The 13,692-nt window shown below is 42.7% G+C and carries 27 protein-coding genes; all 27 read left to right on the top strand.

Annotated features, from left to right (window positions below; translation table 11 throughout):
* Positions 1-37 precede the first annotated feature (37 nt).
* The 27 genes from rplC (at position 38) to rplQ (ending at position 13,329) form a co-directional block, all read left to right on the top strand.
* Positions 38-670 (top strand): 50S ribosomal protein L3, encoded by a 633-nt coding sequence (rplC, locus tag HR060_RS08305; protein ID WP_174199837.1) that lies wholly within the window; start codon positions 38-40, stop codon positions 668-670.
* Positions 671-684: 14 nt separating this feature from the next.
* Positions 685-1,290, top strand: coding sequence for a 50S ribosomal protein L4 (rplD, locus tag HR060_RS08300; protein WP_174199926.1), 606 nt, complete (start codon positions 685-687; stop codon positions 1,288-1,290).
* Positions 1,287-1,586 (top strand): 50S ribosomal protein L23, encoded by a 300-nt coding sequence (gene rplW / locus HR060_RS08295; protein WP_174199836.1) that lies wholly within the window; start codon positions 1,287-1,289, stop codon positions 1,584-1,586. The genes rplD and rplW overlap by 4 nt, the downstream gene beginning before the upstream one ends.
* A gap of 16 nt (positions 1,587-1,602) precedes the next feature.
* Positions 1,603-2,427 carry a 50S ribosomal protein L2 gene (rplB, locus tag HR060_RS08290; RefSeq protein WP_174199835.1) on the top strand — a complete coding sequence of 275 codons (825 nt, stop codon included), beginning with the start codon at positions 1,603-1,605 and terminating at the stop codon, positions 2,425-2,427.
* A gap of 17 nt (positions 2,428-2,444) precedes the next feature.
* A complete protein-coding gene (gene rpsS / locus HR060_RS08285; RefSeq protein ID WP_174199834.1) occupies positions 2,445-2,723 on the top strand; it encodes a 30S ribosomal protein S19 in 279 nt (92 codons plus the stop codon).
* Positions 2,724-2,731: 8 nt separating this feature from the next.
* Positions 2,732-3,064 carry a 50S ribosomal protein L22 gene (rplV, locus tag HR060_RS08280; protein ID WP_174199833.1) on the top strand — a complete coding sequence of 111 codons (333 nt, stop codon included), beginning with the start codon at positions 2,732-2,734 and terminating at the stop codon, positions 3,062-3,064.
* A 10-nt stretch (positions 3,065-3,074) separates the two neighbouring features.
* On the top strand, positions 3,075-3,785 hold the full coding sequence (rpsC, locus tag HR060_RS08275; protein WP_174199832.1) for a 30S ribosomal protein S3: 711 nt from the start codon (positions 3,075-3,077) through the stop codon (positions 3,783-3,785).
* Positions 3,785-4,198, top strand: a complete 414-nt coding sequence (gene rplP, locus HR060_RS08270; RefSeq protein WP_174199831.1) for a 50S ribosomal protein L16 — start codon at positions 3,785-3,787, stop codon at positions 4,196-4,198. The genes rpsC and rplP overlap by 1 nt, the downstream gene beginning before the upstream one ends.
* On the top strand, positions 4,198-4,389 hold the full coding sequence (gene rpmC / locus HR060_RS08265; RefSeq protein WP_174199830.1) for a 50S ribosomal protein L29: 192 nt from the start codon (positions 4,198-4,200) through the stop codon (positions 4,387-4,389). Before rplP ends, rpmC begins: the two co-directional genes overlap by 1 nt.
* On the top strand, positions 4,389-4,637 hold the full coding sequence (rpsQ, locus tag HR060_RS08260) for a 30S ribosomal protein S17 (protein ID WP_174199829.1): 249 nt from the start codon (positions 4,389-4,391) through the stop codon (positions 4,635-4,637). Before rpmC ends, rpsQ begins: the two co-directional genes overlap by 1 nt.
* Before the next feature lie 191 nt (positions 4,638-4,828).
* Positions 4,829-5,197: a 50S ribosomal protein L14 gene (gene rplN / locus HR060_RS08255; protein ID WP_174199828.1), complete on the top strand. Its 369-nt coding sequence runs from the start codon at positions 4,829-4,831 to the stop codon at positions 5,195-5,197.
* A 13-nt stretch (positions 5,198-5,210) separates the two neighbouring features.
* Complete coding sequence (rplX, locus tag HR060_RS08250; protein WP_174199827.1) at positions 5,211-5,522, top strand: 50S ribosomal protein L24; 312 nt, start codon at positions 5,211-5,213, stop codon at positions 5,520-5,522.
* Positions 5,523-5,537: 15 nt separating this feature from the next.
* On the top strand, positions 5,538-6,077 hold the full coding sequence (rplE, locus tag HR060_RS08245) for a 50S ribosomal protein L5 (RefSeq protein ID WP_174199826.1): 540 nt from the start codon (positions 5,538-5,540) through the stop codon (positions 6,075-6,077).
* A 10-nt stretch (positions 6,078-6,087) separates the two neighbouring features.
* The gene (gene rpsN / locus HR060_RS08240; protein ID WP_174199825.1) at positions 6,088-6,393 is read left to right on the top strand and encodes a 30S ribosomal protein S14; all 306 of its coding nucleotides are present in this window, start codon (positions 6,088-6,090) and stop codon (positions 6,391-6,393) included.
* A gap of 26 nt (positions 6,394-6,419) precedes the next feature.
* Positions 6,420-6,812: a 30S ribosomal protein S8 gene (gene rpsH, locus HR060_RS08235; RefSeq protein ID WP_174199824.1), complete on the top strand. Its 393-nt coding sequence runs from the start codon at positions 6,420-6,422 to the stop codon at positions 6,810-6,812.
* A 12-nt stretch (positions 6,813-6,824) separates the two neighbouring features.
* Positions 6,825-7,358 carry a 50S ribosomal protein L6 gene (gene rplF, locus HR060_RS08230; RefSeq protein WP_174199823.1) on the top strand — a complete coding sequence of 178 codons (534 nt, stop codon included), beginning with the start codon at positions 6,825-6,827 and terminating at the stop codon, positions 7,356-7,358.
* 9 nt (positions 7,359-7,367) lie between these two features.
* Complete coding sequence (rplR, locus tag HR060_RS08225) at positions 7,368-7,721, top strand: 50S ribosomal protein L18 (protein ID WP_174199822.1); 354 nt, start codon at positions 7,368-7,370, stop codon at positions 7,719-7,721.
* A 10-nt stretch (positions 7,722-7,731) separates the two neighbouring features.
* Positions 7,732-8,235 (top strand): 30S ribosomal protein S5, encoded by a 504-nt coding sequence (rpsE, locus tag HR060_RS08220; RefSeq protein WP_174199821.1) that lies wholly within the window; start codon positions 7,732-7,734, stop codon positions 8,233-8,235.
* A 6-nt stretch (positions 8,236-8,241) separates the two neighbouring features.
* Positions 8,242-8,418, top strand: coding sequence for a 50S ribosomal protein L30 (rpmD, locus tag HR060_RS08215; RefSeq protein WP_174199820.1), 177 nt, complete (start codon positions 8,242-8,244; stop codon positions 8,416-8,418).
* Between the two features lie 3 nt (positions 8,419-8,421).
* Positions 8,422-8,856, top strand: coding sequence for a 50S ribosomal protein L15 (gene rplO, locus HR060_RS08210; protein WP_174199819.1), 435 nt, complete (start codon positions 8,422-8,424; stop codon positions 8,854-8,856).
* Between the two features lie 7 nt (positions 8,857-8,863).
* The gene (secY, locus tag HR060_RS08205; RefSeq protein ID WP_174199818.1) at positions 8,864-10,192 is read left to right on the top strand and encodes a preprotein translocase subunit SecY; all 1,329 of its coding nucleotides are present in this window, start codon (positions 8,864-8,866) and stop codon (positions 10,190-10,192) included.
* 28 nt (positions 10,193-10,220) lie between these two features.
* Complete coding sequence (gene rpmJ / locus HR060_RS08200; RefSeq protein ID WP_012519217.1) at positions 10,221-10,337, top strand: 50S ribosomal protein L36; 117 nt, start codon at positions 10,221-10,223, stop codon at positions 10,335-10,337.
* Between the two features lie 132 nt (positions 10,338-10,469).
* On the top strand, positions 10,470-10,826 hold the full coding sequence (gene rpsM, locus HR060_RS08195) for a 30S ribosomal protein S13 (RefSeq protein ID WP_174199817.1): 357 nt from the start codon (positions 10,470-10,472) through the stop codon (positions 10,824-10,826).
* 12 nt (positions 10,827-10,838) lie between these two features.
* Positions 10,839-11,231 carry a 30S ribosomal protein S11 gene (gene rpsK, locus HR060_RS08190; RefSeq protein WP_174199816.1) on the top strand — a complete coding sequence of 131 codons (393 nt, stop codon included), beginning with the start codon at positions 10,839-10,841 and terminating at the stop codon, positions 11,229-11,231.
* A 30-nt stretch (positions 11,232-11,261) separates the two neighbouring features.
* A complete protein-coding gene (gene rpsD / locus HR060_RS08185) occupies positions 11,262-11,882 on the top strand; it encodes a 30S ribosomal protein S4 (RefSeq protein ID WP_174199815.1) in 621 nt (206 codons plus the stop codon).
* 23 nt (positions 11,883-11,905) lie between these two features.
* Positions 11,906-12,895: a DNA-directed RNA polymerase subunit alpha gene (locus tag HR060_RS08180; RefSeq protein WP_174199814.1), complete on the top strand. Its 990-nt coding sequence runs from the start codon at positions 11,906-11,908 to the stop codon at positions 12,893-12,895.
* Positions 12,896-12,930: 35 nt separating this feature from the next.
* Positions 12,931-13,329, top strand: a complete 399-nt coding sequence (gene rplQ / locus HR060_RS08175) for a 50S ribosomal protein L17 (RefSeq protein WP_174199813.1) — start codon at positions 12,931-12,933, stop codon at positions 13,327-13,329.
* Positions 13,330-13,692 lie beyond the last annotated feature (363 nt).

Genomic DNA, 13,692 nt, shown 5'->3' with positions numbered 1-13,692 from the left:
GAAATTCAAGCAATCGAAAGATTAAGAGGTAATTAACATGGCTATTGGTTTAATCGGTCGTAAAGTAGGTATGACTCGCATCTTCACTGAAGATGGCGTATCAATTCCTGTTACGGTTATCGAATGTGAAGCCAACCGTGTCACGCAGGTAAAATCTGTAGATACAGACGGTTACTCTGCACTTCAAGTTACTACGGGCTCTAAAAAAGCAAATCGCGTAAACAAGCCACAAGCTGGTGTGTTTGCTAAAGCTGGCGTTGAAGCTGGTCGCGGTTTATGGGAATTCCGTTGTGATGCAGAAGCTGGCATCGAAGTTGGTTCTGAAATCAAAGTAGACATCTTCTCAGATGTTGCAAAAGTGGATGTAACTGGTACGTCTAAAGGTAAGGGTTTCCAAGGGGGCGTTAAGCGCTGGAACTTCCGTACTCAAGATATGACTCACGGTAACTCACTTTCTCACCGTGCTCCTGGTTCAATTGGTCAATGTCAAACACCAGGTCGCGTATTTAAAGGCAAAAAAATGGCTGGTCACATGGGTGCAGAGCGCGTAACTACTCAAAACTTAGAAGTAGTTCGTGTAGATGCAGAACGTAACTTACTATTAGTAAAAGGTGCTGTTCCAGGCGCCGCTAACGGTAATGTTATTGTTAAACCAGCTGTTAAAGCGTAACTTGGAGACAGATGATGGAATTAGCATTAAAAAACGCATCTGGCACCGTAGAAGTTTCTGAAGCAACTTTCGGTCGTGAGTTCAACGAAGCTCTAATCCACCAAGTTGTTACTGCTTACAGTGCAGGCGCTCGCCAAGGTACTCGTGCTCAGAAAAACCGTTCAGATGTGAGCGGTGGTGGTAAGAAACCATGGCGTCAAAAAGGTACTGGCCGTGCTCGTGCTGGTACAATTCGTAGCCCATTATGGCGTTCAGGTGGTGTAACTTTCGCAGCTGCTCCACAAGATCACAGCCAAAAAGTTAACCGTAAAATGTATCGCGGTGCTATTCAGAGCATTTTATCTGAATTAGTTCGTCAAGAGCGTTTAATCGTTGTTGAAGGCTTCGAAGCAGAAACTCCAAAAACTAAAGCATTAGTTGCTCAGTTAAAAGAGTTAGATTTAAGCGATGTATTAATCGTGACTGAAGAAGTTCAAGAGAACTTATTCTTAGCATCACGCAACTTACACAAAGTTGACGTACGTGATGTGCAAGGTATCGACCCTGTAAGCTTAATTGCTTTTGATAAAGTATTAATCACTGCAGGTGCAGTTAAGCAACTTGAGGAGGCGTTAGCATGATTAGTGAAGAACGTTTACTAAAAGTATTGTTAGCACCACACATCTCAGAAAAAGCGACTTTAACTGCTGAGAACGACAATACTATCGTTTTCAAGGTAACTACAGACGCGACTAAAGCTGAGATCAAAGCTGCTGTTGAAAAACTTTTCGAAGTTTCAGTTGACGCAGTTCGTACAGTTAATGTTAAAGGTAAAACTAAGCGTTTTGGCGCTCGTTTTGGCAAGCGTAGCGATTGGAAAAAAGCTTACGTTACTTTAGCAGAAGGCAGTGAATTAGACTTCACAGGCGCTGAGTAACCGGAGGATATGAATAATGGCAGTTGTTAAATGTAAGCCTACGTCTCCGGGTCGTCGTCACCTAGTTAAGGTGGTAAACCCGGATTTACATAAAGGCGCTCCTTACGCACCACTATTAGAGAAAAACTCTAAATCTGGCGGTCGTAACAACAAAGGTCGTATCACAGTTCGTCACATTGGTGGTGGTCATAAGCATCATTACCGTGTAATCGACTTCAAACGTAACAAAGACGGTATTCCGGCAAAAGTTGAGCGTTTAGAGTACGATCCGAACCGTAGTGCAAATATCGCATTAGTATTATACGCAGACGGTGAACGTCGTTACATCTTAGCACCTAAAGGTGTTGTAGCTGGCGATGCTATCGTATCTGGCGTAGATGCACCAATCAAAGCAGGTAACACTTTACCAATGCGTAACATCCCAGTAGGTACAACTGTACACGCTGTTGAATTACGTCCAGGTAAAGGTGCGCAAATCGCGCGTTCTGCTGGTACTTATGTACAAATCGTTGCTCGCGACGGTGCATACGTAACTCTTCGTCTACGTTCTGGCGAAATGCGTAAAGTTTTAGCTGATTGTCGTGCGACAGTTGGTGAAGTAGGTAATGCTGAACACATGTTACGCCAGTTAGGTAAAGCAGGTGCTTCACGCTGGCGCGGCGTACGTCCTACAGTACGTGGTGTTGTAATGAACCCGGTTGACCACCCGCACGGTGGTGGTGAAGGTCGTACATCAGGTGGTCGTCACCCTGTATCACCTTGGGGTATGCCTACTAAGGGTTACAAAACTCGTAAGAACAAGCGTACTGATAAGTTCATCGTACGTCGTCGTAATAAATAACATTTAGGGGAATCACCATGCCACGTTCTCTCAAGAAAGGTCCTTTTATTGACCTACACTTGCTGAAGAAGGTTGAAACAGCGGTGGAAAGCGGTGCCAAGAAGCCTATTAAAACTTGGTCTCGTCGTTCAGTTATCATTCCAGATATGATCGGACTGACTATTGCTGTTCATAATGGTCGCCAACATGTGCCAGTTTTCGTTTCTGACGAAATGGTTGGTCACAAGTTAGGTGAATTTGCACCAACTCGTACTTATCGCGGACATGACGCTGATAAGAAAGCGAAGAAGAAATAGGAGTAGTTATGGAAGTTTTAGCTAAACACACATTTGCTCGTATTTCTCCACAGAAAGCACGTTTGGTTGCTGACCAAATCCGTGGTCTTCACGTTGAAAAAGCTTTAGAAATCTTAAAGTACAGCCCGAAAAAAGGCGCGGACTTAGTAAATAAAGTTTTAAACTCTGCAATCGCTAACGCAGAACACAACGAAGGTGCGGATATCGATGAGTTATACGTTGCTAAGGTTTTCGTTGACGAAGGCCCTACAATGAAGCGCATCAAGACACGTGCTAAAGGCCGTGCAGATCGTATCTTAAAGCGTAGCAGCCACATCACTGTAGTTGTTGCGGATAACTAGGAGCAAGATAATGGGTCAAAAAGTACATCCTAATGGTATTCGCCTAGGTATCACTAAGCCATATCGTGCTACTTGGTATGCGAATTCAAACGAGTTTGCAGATACTTTAAACAGCGACAACAAAGTTCGCCAGTTCTTAACTAAAGAGTTAAAGAAAGCATCTGTATCTCAAATCGTTATCGAGCGCCCAGCTAAGAGTATTCGTGTGACTATTCACACTGCTCGTCCTGGCGTTGTTATCGGTAAAAAAGGTGAAGACGTTGAAAAGTTACGTTTGAAAGTTGCACAACTTGCAGGCGTTCCAGCTCAAATCAACATCTCTGAAGTGCGTAAGCCTGAGCTAGATGCACAATTAGTTGCTGAAAGCATTGCTAGCCAATTAGAGCGTCGTGTTATGTTCCGTCGCGCTATGAAGCGTGCAGTACAAAATGCAATGCGCATTGGTGCTAAAGGTATCAAAGTTGAAGTTAGTGGTCGTTTAGGCGGCGCTGAGATCGCTCGTTCTGAGTGGTACCGTGAAGGTCGTGTACCTCTACACACTTTACGTGCTGACATCGATTACGCAACTGCTGAAGCTTTAACAACATACGGTATTATCGGTGTTAAAGTTTGGATCTTCAAAGGTGAAGTTTTAGGTGGTTTACCATTACCAGGCCAACAACAAGAAGAGCCTAAGCAACGTAAAGGTAAAGCGCGCAAACCTAGAGGAGAGCGTTCATAATGTTACAGCCAAAAAGAACTAAATTCCGTAAGCAGTTTAAATTACGTAACCGTGGTTTAGCTCAATCGGGTAACAAAGTTAGCTTCGGTACTTTTGGTTTAAAATCAACTGAACGTGGTCGTATGACTGCGCGTCAAATCGAAGCCGCTCGTCGTGCCATGACTCGTCATGTTAAGCGTCAAGGTAAAATCTGGATCCGTGTATTCCCAGACAAGCCAATCACTAAGAAGCCGCTTGAAGTACGTATGGGTAAAGGTAAAGGTGGTGTTGAGTACTGGGTTGCTCAAATCCAACCAGGTAAAGTCCTTTATGAAATGGAAGGTGTACCTGAAGAATTAGCACGCGAAGCATTTGCTTTAGCAGCTGCTAAATTACCATTTAAAACAACTTTCGTAACTCGTACGGTGATGTAATGAAAGCTAGCGAATTAAAAGAAAAGTCAGTAGAAGAGTTAAAAGCTCAACTACTTGAGTTGCTTCGTGAGCAATTCAACTTACGCATGCAATTGAGTACTGGCCAATTAGCTCAAACTCACTTGTTAAAGCAAGTTCGTCGTAACATTGCTCGTGTTAAAACCGTTTTAACTGAGAAGGCAGGTGCGTAATGAGCGATAAAGTTCGTACAGTACAAGGTCGCGTAGTTAGTAATAAAATGGACAAGTCAATTGTTGTTGCTGTAACACGTCGTGTTAAGCACCCAATTTACGGCAAGTTCCTTACTCGTACTACTAAGATCCACGCGCATGATGAAAACAACGTTTGTGCAGAAGGTGATGTAGTAACTATCACTGAATGTCGTCCACTTTCTAAAAAGAAATCTTGGACATTAGTAGACGTTGTAGGTAAAGCATAATTTATTGTTTTACTTAGCAAATATGAAAAGCCGTGTTCATTTTGAACACGGCTTTTTTTTTGTCCAAAGCACAAAAAATAAATAAATCAAACGCGGCTATGGCATTTGAACGATTTACTGTTATAATGTCGCGCCCCTAAGGGTAGCCAGGCCTAAATTTTAGGCGTAATTTAGTATTATCGGAGCACGAAATGATCCAAATGCAAACGGCACTTGACGTTGCTGATAACAGCGGCGCTCGTCGAGTCCAATGTATCAAGGTCCTAGGTGGTTCACATCGTCGTTACGCTCACGTGGGCGACATCATCAAAGTTACTGTTAAGGAAGCAATTCCTCGCGGTAAAGTTAAAAAAGGTGATGTACTTAACGCGGTTGTTGTTCGCACTAGAAAGGGCGTACGTCGTCAAGACGGCTCATTAATTCGTTTTGATAACAATGCTGCTGTATTGTTAAACGCAAACCATCAGCCAATCGGTACTCGTATCTTTGGTCCTGTGACACGTGAACTTCGTAACGAAAAGTTCATGAAGATCGTGTCGTTAGCACCTGAAGTACTTTAAGGAGTAATGAAAGATGGCAGCTAAAATTCGTAGTAATGACGAAATCATTGTTATCGCAGGCAAAGACAAGGGTAAAACTGGTAAAGTTTCTCGTGTTTTAACTAACGATAAAGTGATTGTAGAAGGTGTTAACATTGTAACTAAGCACGTAAAACCAAACCCGCAAGCGCAGGTTGAAGGTGGCCGTGTTGAGCAAGAAGCACCAATTCACGTATCAAACGTGGCGATCTATAACTCGGCAACGGGTAAAGCAGATCGCGTTGGTTTTCGAATTGAAGACGGCAAAAAAGTTCGTTTCTTCAAATCGAATAATGAATTGATTTAATAATCGGAGAAAACGATGGCGAAACTGCATGATTTGTATAAAGAGACCGTTGTAGCAGAGCTTGTTAAGCAGTTCGGTTACAAGAGTGTCATGCAAGTCCCTCGGATTGAAAAAATCACTCTAAACATGGGTTTAGGTGAGGCCTTAGCAGACAAGAAAGTATTAGAGCACGCTGTAGCTGATATGGCTGCAATCGCTGGTCAAAAGCCAGTGGTAACTGTTGCTCGTAAGTCTGTAGCTGGTTTTAAAATCCGCGAAGGCTATCCAATTGGTTGTAAAGTAACTCTACGCGGCGAGCGTATGTGGGAATTCTTAGAGCGTTTAATCTCTATCGCAATCCCTCGTATCCGTGACTTCCGCGGTTTGAATCCTAAGTCGTTCGACGGCCGTGGTAACTATAGCATGGGTGTACGCGAGCAAATTATCTTCCCTGAAATCGACTTTGATAAAGTTGATAAAGTACGTGGTATGGATATTACTATCTCTACTTCTGCTGCTTCAGACGAGGAAGGTCGTGCGTTGCTGGCTGCCTTTAACTTCCCGTTCAAGAAATAGGTGTAGGGTTATGGCTAAACAATCAATGAAAGCACGTGACGTAAAACGTGCAAAGTTAGTAGCAAAATACGCGGAAAAACGCGCAGCACTTAAAGCTATCATCAGTTCAGTTAATGCTTCTGATGAAGAAAAGTGGGACGCGGTTTTAAAACTTCAAACTTTACCTCGTGATTCAAGCCCTTCACGTCAACGTAACCGTTGTAACGTGACAGGTCGTCCACATGGTTATTTACGTAAGTTCGGCATGAGCCGTATCAAAGTACGTGAAGCCTGTATGCGTGGTGAGATCCCTGGCCTTCGTAAGGCTAGTTGGTAATTGGCTACAGACTGGAGTAACGAATTATGAGCATGCAAGATCCTATCGCGGATATGTTTACACGAATCCGTAATGGTCAAGCAGCGAGCAAAGTCGCTGTTACTATGCCTTCTTCAAAAGTTAAAGTAGCTATTGCTGACTTACTTAAAGCTGAAGGTTACATCACAGACTACAAAGTAGCTGGTGATGTGAAGAAAGAATTAGAAGTAACTTTAAAGTACTTCGAAGGTAAAGAAGTTATCGAAACAATCGAACGTGTTAGCCGTCCTGGTCTTCGCATTTATAAAAAATGTGATGAGTTACCGAAGGTAATGGGTGGTTTAGGTGTTGCTATCGTTTCTACTTCTAAAGGTATCATGGCTGACCGTGCCGCGCGTAAAGCAGGTATGGGCGGTGAAATCCTCGGTTACGTAGCGTAAGGAGTATAGATAATGTCTCGTGTAGCAAAAGCTCCTGTCGAATTACCTGCAGGCGTTGAAGTAACAATCAACGGTCAGGACGTAACTGTAAAAGGTTCAGCTGGTACTCTTAGCCTATCTGTAAACGCAGCTGTTGAAGTTGTTCAAGAAGAAAACGTTTTACGCACTCAACCGCGTGAAGGTTTCGCGAACGCTTGGGCACAAGCAGGTACAGCGCGCGCATTACTTAACAACATGGTTGTTGGTTGTGCTAAAGGTTTCGAGAAGAAATTACAGTTAGTTGGTGTTGGTTACCGTGCTGCGGCAAAAGGTAAAACATTAAGCTTAACTTTAGGTTTCTCACATCCATTAGATGTTGAAGTACCTGAAGGTTTAACTGTTGAATGTCCTTCTCAAACTGAGATCGTTGTAAAAGGCGCTGACAAGCAATTAGTTGGTCAGTTTTCTGCAAACGTACGTGGCTACCGTCCACCAGAGCCTTACAAAGGTAAAGGTGTTCGTTACGCTGATGAACATGTACGTCGTAAAGAAGCTAAGAAGAAGTAGGTTAATACGATGGATAAGAAAGCATCTCGTCTACGTCGTGCAACTCGCACGCGTGCAAAAATTAGCGAGTTAGGTGCAAACCGTTTAGTCGTTCACCGTACTCCTCGCCACATTTACGCGCAATTAATCGCGCCAAATGGTAGTGAAGTTTTAGCGGCTGCATCAACTGTTGATAAAGATATCCGTGAAAGTGTTTCTTACACTGGTAACGTAGAAGCAGCTAAAGCCGTTGGTAAAGCTATTGCTGAACGCGCAATCGAAAAAGGCATCAAAGATGTTGCTTTCGATCGTAGTGGTTTCCAATACCACGGTCGTGTACAAGCTCTAGCAGACGCAGCTCGTGAAGCTGGTCTTCAATTCTAGGAGTTAGGTAATGGCTAATACAGAACAGCAAAAAGGCAGCGAATTATTTGAAAAAATGATTGCTGTGAACCGCGTTTCTAAAGTTGTTAAAGGTGGTCGTATCTTCAGCTTCACTGCATTAACTGTAGTAGGTGATGGTAACGGTCGTGTAGGTTTCGGTTACGGTAAAGCCCGTGAAGTACCTGCAGCTATCCAAAAAGCAATGGAAAAAGCGCGTCGTAACATGGTGAACGTAGACCTTCACGGTAATACGTTACAACACCCAATTAAAGGTCGTCACTCAGGTTCGCAAGTATACATGCAGCCAGCTTCTGAAGGTACGGGTATCATCGCAGGTGGTGCAATGCGTGCAGTATTAGAAGTTGCAGGTGTACAAAACGTACTATCTAAGTGTTACGGCTCAACAAACCCTATCAACGTTGTTCGTGCAACAATCAATGCCTTAGCTGGCATGAAGTCTCCTAAGACTGTTGCGAAGAAGCGTGGTTTAGCGGTTGAAGATATTCTGGGGTAATTTGACATGGCAACTGTAAAAGTAACTCAGGTTAAAAGTTCGATAGGTCGTTTACCTAAGCACAAAGCGTGCTTAAAAGGTTTAGGCTTACGTCGTATTGGTCACACTGTAGAATTAGAAGATACTCCTTCTGTTCGCGGTATGATCAATAAAGTTTACTACATGGTCAAAGTGGAGGGTTAAGCAATGCGTTTAAACACTCTTAGCCCTGCAGCTGGTTCTAAGCCAGCTGGCAAGCGAGTTGGTCGTGGTATCGGTTCTGGTTTAGGTAAAACTGGCGGCCGCGGTCACAAAGGTCAAAAATCTCGCTCTGGCGGTAAAGTACGTGCAGGTTTCGAAGGCGGTCAAATGCCTATCCAGCAACGTTTACCAAAGTTTGGTTTTACTTCTCGTAAATCATTAGTTTCTCAAGAAGTAACATTAAACGAAATCGCTAAAGTTTCTGGTGATGTTGTTGAATTAGCAACATTGCAAGCAGCTGGCTTAGTTCGCAAGAGCACTAAAGCAGTTAAAGTTATCTTATCGGGTGAAATCACTCGTGCAGTAACTGTTAAAGGTTTAGGTGTTACTAAAGGTGCGCGCTCAGCTATTGAAGCTGCTGGTGGTAAAATCGAGGAATAATTAAACCATGGCTAAACCTGGACTGGAATTCAATAGCACTCAAGGCGGTAAGTCAGAACTTTGGACGCGTTTATTGTTCTTATTTGGAGCAATCGTAGTCTTTAGAGCTGGCTCATATGTACCAATTCCCGGTATCGACTCTGCAGTGTTAGCTGAATTGTTTGAACAACAAAAAGGAACCATCATTGAAATGTTTAACATGTTCAGTGGTGGTGCGTTAGAACGTGCATCTGTAATGGCACTTGGTATCATGCCGTATATTTCGGCTTCAATCATCGTACAGCTGATGACGCATGTACACCCGACGCTTCAAGAATTGAAGAAAGAAGGTGAGGCAGGTCGACGTAAGATCAGCCAATACACGCGATATGGTACTTTAGTTTTAGCGATCTTCCAGTCCATTAGTATAGCTACCAGCTTACCTAACATGGTTTCTGGTTTGGTTATTAATCCTGGTTTTGGATTCTATTTCACTGCGGTAGTGAGCTTAGTAACAGGAACTATGTTCCTTATGTGGCTAGGTGAGCAAATTACCGAACGTGGTATAGGTAATGGTATCTCAATGCTAATCTTTGCCGGTATTGTTGCAGGTTTACCTACAGCAATCGGTCAAACAGCAGAGCAAGCTAGACAAGGTGAAATTCACCTAATCTTACTTCTTCTTATTGCTGTGATTGTTGCTGCAGTTACTTATTTTGTTGTGTTTGTTGAGCGTGGCCAAAGACGTATCGTCGTTAACTATGCAAAACGCCAACAAGGTAGAAAAGTATTTGCAGCACAAAGTACGCATTTACCATTAAAAGTGAATATGGCTGGTGTAATTCCGCCTATCTTCGCTTCAAGTATCATTCTATTCCCAGGTACACTGGCGAGTTGGTTTGGTCAAGGCGAAGGTATGGTTGCTGAAGTATTACAAGAGATCTCATTGGTGTTAGCACCAGGTCAACCGTTATACATGATGCTATATGCAGCAGCGATCATATTCTTCTGCTTCTTCTATACTGCGTTGGTTTTCAACCCGCGTGAAACCGCTGACAATTTGAAAAAATCAGGTGCTTTTATCCCTGGATACCGTCCAGGTGAACAAACATCACGTTATATTGATAAAGTGATGACTCGCTTAACACTAGCGGGGGCGTTATACATAACGTTCATTTGTTTAGTACCTGAATTCATGATGGTAGCGTGGAATGTACAATTCTATTTTGGTGGTACATCTCTACTTATCATTGTCGTTGTCATCATGGACTTTATGGCTCAAGTACAGACTCATTTGATGTCTAGTCAGTATGAGTCTGTCCTTAAAAAAGCTAACCTAAAAAGCATTGGCAAATAGGTTAGCCAAAACTTAGCGGAGACTTGTTATGAAAGTACGTGCATCAGTTAAAAAGATTTGCCGTAACTGCAAAGTCATCAAAAGAAATGGTGTTGTTCGCGTAATCTGTTCATCAGATCCTAAGCACAAGCAACGTCAAGGTTAATTGAAGAAATTCAAATAAAGTCGGAATTGAAAAATAATTTCGACTTTTATTTGCTATATTGCCTCGGTTCGAGTATCCTCTCGGGCTTTTCGCGCTGAGGCGAATTTAAACTTAAAATATAGGAGTGGCATAGTGGCCCGTATCGCTGGCATTAACATTCCTCTTAACAAGCATACAGTGATCGCATTAACGTCGATCTACGGTATCGGTAAAACTCGCTCTCAAGCGATTTGTGCCGCTGCTGGTATCGCTGAAACTACCAAGATCAAAGATCTTGATGAAGCTCAGCTAGATTTGCTTCGTGAAGAGGTGGGTAAGTTTACCGTTGAAGGTGACTTACGTCGTGAAGTATCAATGAACATTAAGCGTTTGATGGATTTAGGTTGTTTCCGTGGCATCCGTCACCGTCGTAGCTTGCCTGTTCGTGGTCAAAGAACGAAGACTAACGCGCGTACGCGCAAAGGTCCTCGTAAGCCTATTAAGAAGTAGGAGATCTGAATAATGGCAAAAGCTCCAGCTCGTAGCACGCGTAAGCGCGCTAAAAGACAAGTTGCAGACGGTATGGCTCATATCCATGCTTCTTTCAATAATACAATTGTAACGATTACAGACCGTCAAGGTAATGCTCTTTCTTGGGCAACATCTGGTGGTTCAGGTTTCCGTGGTTCACGTAAATCAACTCCGTTCGCTGCGCAGGTTGCTGCAGAGCGTGCTGGTGTTGCTGCACAAGAGTACGGCTTAAAGAACCTTGAAGTATTTGTAAAAGGTCCAGGTCCAGGTCGTGAATCAGCGATCCGTGCATTAAATGCAACTGGCTACAAAATTACAAATATTACTGACGTGACGCCAATCCCTCATAATGGTTGTCGTCCTCCTAAGAAACGTCGCGTTTAATAATTGTTCCTCGGATAACGGAGAAAGAAGATGGCAAAATATACTGGGCCAAAACTTAAACTCAGTCGCCGTGAAGGAACAGACCTCTTCTTGAAGAGTGGTGTTCGCGCGATTGATTCAAAATGTAATATCGAAACAGCACCTGGTCAACACGGTGCTCGTCGTGGTCGTTTATCTGACTACGGTTTACAATTACGTGAAAAGCAAAAAGTTCGTCGTATTTACGGTGTTTTAGAAAAACAATTCCGTAACTACTATAAAGAAGCTGCTCGCTTACAAGGTAACACTGGTGAAAACCTTCTTACTTTGTTAGAAACGCGTTTAGATAACGTTGTTTATCGTATGGGTTATGCTGCTACACGTGCTGAAGCACGTCAGTTAGTATCTCACAAAGGTATCACTGTAAATGGTCAGGTAGTTAATATCCCTTCATTCACAGTACGTGCTGAAGATAACGTTTCTGTTCGTGAAAAAGCGAAGAAGCAAGCACGTATCCAAGCTGCATTAGAAGTTGCATCGCAACGTGAAAATTCATCTTGGGTAGAAGTAGATGCAGAAAAGAAAGAAGGTGTTTTCAAACGTCTTCCTGAGCGTAGCGATTTATCTGCAGATATTAATGAACAGTTAATTGTTGAGCTTTACTCTAAGTAAGCTAACTAAACAGAGAGGAAACGATGCAGGGTTCTGTTACTGAGTTCCTTAAGCCAAGACTTGTTGATATCGAGTCAATTGGCGCCTATCGTGCAAAAGTCACTTTAGAGCCGATGGAACGCGGCTTTGGACACACGTTAGGTAATGCACTACGTCGCATTTTATTATCATCAATGCCAGGCGTAGCTGTTACTGAAGTAGAAATTGATGGTGTTCTACATGAATATTCTTCTAAAGAAGGTGTTCAAGAAGACGTTATTGAAATTTTACTTAACCTTAAAAGCTTAGCCGTTGTCCTTGAGGGCAAAGACGAAGCTACTTTAACGTTAAGCAAGCAAGGTGCTGGCCCTGTTACTGCGGCTGACATTACACACGACGGCGATGTGGAAATCAAAAACCCAGAGCACGTTATTTGTAATCTAACAGGTAATGCTGAGATTAATATGCGTATCAAGGTAGAGCGCGGTCGTGGTTATGTACCGGCTTCAGTGCGTCGTTCCTCAGAAGAAGATGATCGTCCAATTGGTCGTCTATTAGTAGATGCATCATACAGCCCGGTTGAGCGTATTGCATACAGTGTTGATTCAGCACGTGTTGAGCAAAGAACTGACTTAGATAAGTTAGTTATCGACATGGAAACAAACGGTACTTTGGATCCTGAAGAAGCGATCCGTCGTGCTGCTACGATTTTAGCTGAACAATTAGATGCGTTCGTAGAACTGCGCGATGTATCTGAGCCAGAGCAGAAGGAAGAGAAACCAGAGTTCGATCCTATCCTGCTTCGCCCAGTAGACGACTTAGAATTGACTGTTCGTTCAGCAAACTGTCTGAAAGCAGAACAGATTCAATATATTGGTGACCTAGTACAGCGTACAGAAGTTGAGTTATTAAAAACGCCTAATCTTGGTAAGAAATCTCTTACTGAAATTAAGGACGTACTTGCTTCACGCGGTTTGTCATTAGGTATGCGATTAGAGAACTGGCCACCGGCCAGTATCGCTGAAAAAGATTAACCTAACCTCATTAATAGAGGTAGAAGGATAAGATTATGCGTCATGGTAATAGTGGACGTCAGTTAAATCGAAACAGCAGTCATCGCCAAGCAATGTTTCGCAACATGGCAAGCTCTTTAGTTCGTCATGAAGTGATTAAAACAACATTGCCTAAAGCGAAAGAATTACGCCGTGTTATCGAGCCACTGATCACATTAGCTAAAAATGATAGTGTTGCAAATCGCCGTTTAGCGTTTGCTCGCACTCGTGATAAAGAAGTTGTAGGCAAATTATTCTCTGAAATCGGTCCTCGTTTTTCAGAGCGTCCAGGCGGCTACACTCGTATCTTAAAATGCGGTTTCCGTGCAGGTGACAACGCTCCAATGGCTTACATTGAGTTAGTTGACCGTCCTCAAGTTGAGGAAGAAGCAGTTGAAGCTGTAGAAGCTGAGTAATATTTACTTCAGTTTTAAAAAAAGGGCCTTATTGGCCCTTTTTTGTTTTTATCACTAAGATCTACTTATCTACTTATCTACTTATCTACTTATCTACTTATCTACTTATCTACTTATCTACTTATCTACTTATCTACTTATCTACTTATCTACTTATCTACTTATCTACTTATCCACTTATAAATCGAAAACTGTAATTTAATTACATAAAAAGGGTAACTTTATACAAGCTGAGCCTTGTTTGATTAACTTATGAACAGATTAATAATGAGGGAAGTTTTTTATCAAAAAACTTCAAAAAAAGCGTTGACGGGTGAAGTTAGATCTCTATAATGCGCCCCCACAACGCAGCGAGGCAACGAG

Origin of the sequence: Marinifaba aquimaris, from assembly GCF_013328345.1 — a bacterium.
Taxonomy (GTDB): domain Bacteria; phylum Pseudomonadota; class Gammaproteobacteria; order Enterobacterales; family Alteromonadaceae; genus Marinifaba; species Marinifaba aquimaris.
The sequence above is the reverse complement of the archived record's forward strand: the minus strand, read 5'-3'. Positions and strand labels throughout refer to the sequence as shown.

Excerpts from the sequence above, each read along its gene's own strand:
- rplF (WP_174199823.1), top strand. The coding sequence starts at position 6,825 with ATGTCTCGTGTAGCAAAAGCTCCTGTCGAATTACCTGCAGGCGTTGAA.
- rpsC (WP_174199832.1), top strand. The coding sequence starts at position 3,075 with ATGGGTCAAAAAGTACATCCTAATGGTATTCGCCTAGGTATCACTAAG.
- rpmC (WP_174199830.1), top strand. The coding sequence starts at position 4,198 with ATGAAAGCTAGCGAATTAAAAGAAAAGTCAGTAGAAGAGTTAAAAGCT.
- rpmD (WP_174199820.1), top strand. The coding sequence starts at position 8,242 with ATGGCAACTGTAAAAGTAACTCAGGTTAAAAGTTCGATAGGTCGTTTA.
- rpmJ (WP_012519217.1), top strand. The coding sequence starts at position 10,221 with ATGAAAGTACGTGCATCAGTTAAAAAGATTTGCCGTAACTGCAAAGTC.
- rplD (WP_174199926.1), top strand. The coding sequence starts at position 685 with ATGGAATTAGCATTAAAAAACGCATCTGGCACCGTAGAAGTTTCTGAA.
- rpsD (WP_174199815.1), top strand. The coding sequence starts at position 11,262 with ATGGCAAAATATACTGGGCCAAAACTTAAACTCAGTCGCCGTGAAGGA.
- HR060_RS08180 (WP_174199814.1), top strand. The coding sequence starts at position 11,906 with ATGCAGGGTTCTGTTACTGAGTTCCTTAAGCCAAGACTTGTTGATATC.
- rplN (WP_174199828.1), top strand. The coding sequence starts at position 4,829 with ATGATCCAAATGCAAACGGCACTTGACGTTGCTGATAACAGCGGCGCT.
- rpsN (WP_174199825.1), top strand. The coding sequence starts at position 6,088 with ATGGCTAAACAATCAATGAAAGCACGTGACGTAAAACGTGCAAAGTTA.
- rpsE (WP_174199821.1), top strand. The coding sequence starts at position 7,732 with ATGGCTAATACAGAACAGCAAAAAGGCAGCGAATTATTTGAAAAAATG.
- rpsQ (WP_174199829.1), top strand. The coding sequence starts at position 4,389 with ATGAGCGATAAAGTTCGTACAGTACAAGGTCGCGTAGTTAGTAATAAA.
- rplB (WP_174199835.1), top strand. The coding sequence starts at position 1,603 with ATGGCAGTTGTTAAATGTAAGCCTACGTCTCCGGGTCGTCGTCACCTA.
- rplV (WP_174199833.1), top strand. The coding sequence starts at position 2,732 with ATGGAAGTTTTAGCTAAACACACATTTGCTCGTATTTCTCCACAGAAA.
- rplW (WP_174199836.1), top strand. The coding sequence starts at position 1,287 with ATGATTAGTGAAGAACGTTTACTAAAAGTATTGTTAGCACCACACATC.
- rpsH (WP_174199824.1), top strand. The coding sequence starts at position 6,420 with ATGAGCATGCAAGATCCTATCGCGGATATGTTTACACGAATCCGTAAT.
- rplE (WP_174199826.1), top strand. The coding sequence starts at position 5,538 with ATGGCGAAACTGCATGATTTGTATAAAGAGACCGTTGTAGCAGAGCTT.
- rplX (WP_174199827.1), top strand. The coding sequence starts at position 5,211 with ATGGCAGCTAAAATTCGTAGTAATGACGAAATCATTGTTATCGCAGGC.
- rplR (WP_174199822.1), top strand. The coding sequence starts at position 7,368 with ATGGATAAGAAAGCATCTCGTCTACGTCGTGCAACTCGCACGCGTGCA.
- rplC (WP_174199837.1), top strand. The coding sequence starts at position 38 with ATGGCTATTGGTTTAATCGGTCGTAAAGTAGGTATGACTCGCATCTTC.
- rplO (WP_174199819.1), top strand. The coding sequence starts at position 8,422 with ATGCGTTTAAACACTCTTAGCCCTGCAGCTGGTTCTAAGCCAGCTGGC.
- rpsK (WP_174199816.1), top strand. The coding sequence starts at position 10,839 with ATGGCAAAAGCTCCAGCTCGTAGCACGCGTAAGCGCGCTAAAAGACAA.
- rpsS (WP_174199834.1), top strand. The coding sequence starts at position 2,445 with ATGCCACGTTCTCTCAAGAAAGGTCCTTTTATTGACCTACACTTGCTG.
- rplP (WP_174199831.1), top strand. The coding sequence starts at position 3,785 with ATGTTACAGCCAAAAAGAACTAAATTCCGTAAGCAGTTTAAATTACGT.
- rplQ (WP_174199813.1), top strand. The coding sequence starts at position 12,931 with ATGCGTCATGGTAATAGTGGACGTCAGTTAAATCGAAACAGCAGTCAT.
- secY (WP_174199818.1), top strand. The coding sequence starts at position 8,864 with ATGGCTAAACCTGGACTGGAATTCAATAGCACTCAAGGCGGTAAGTCA.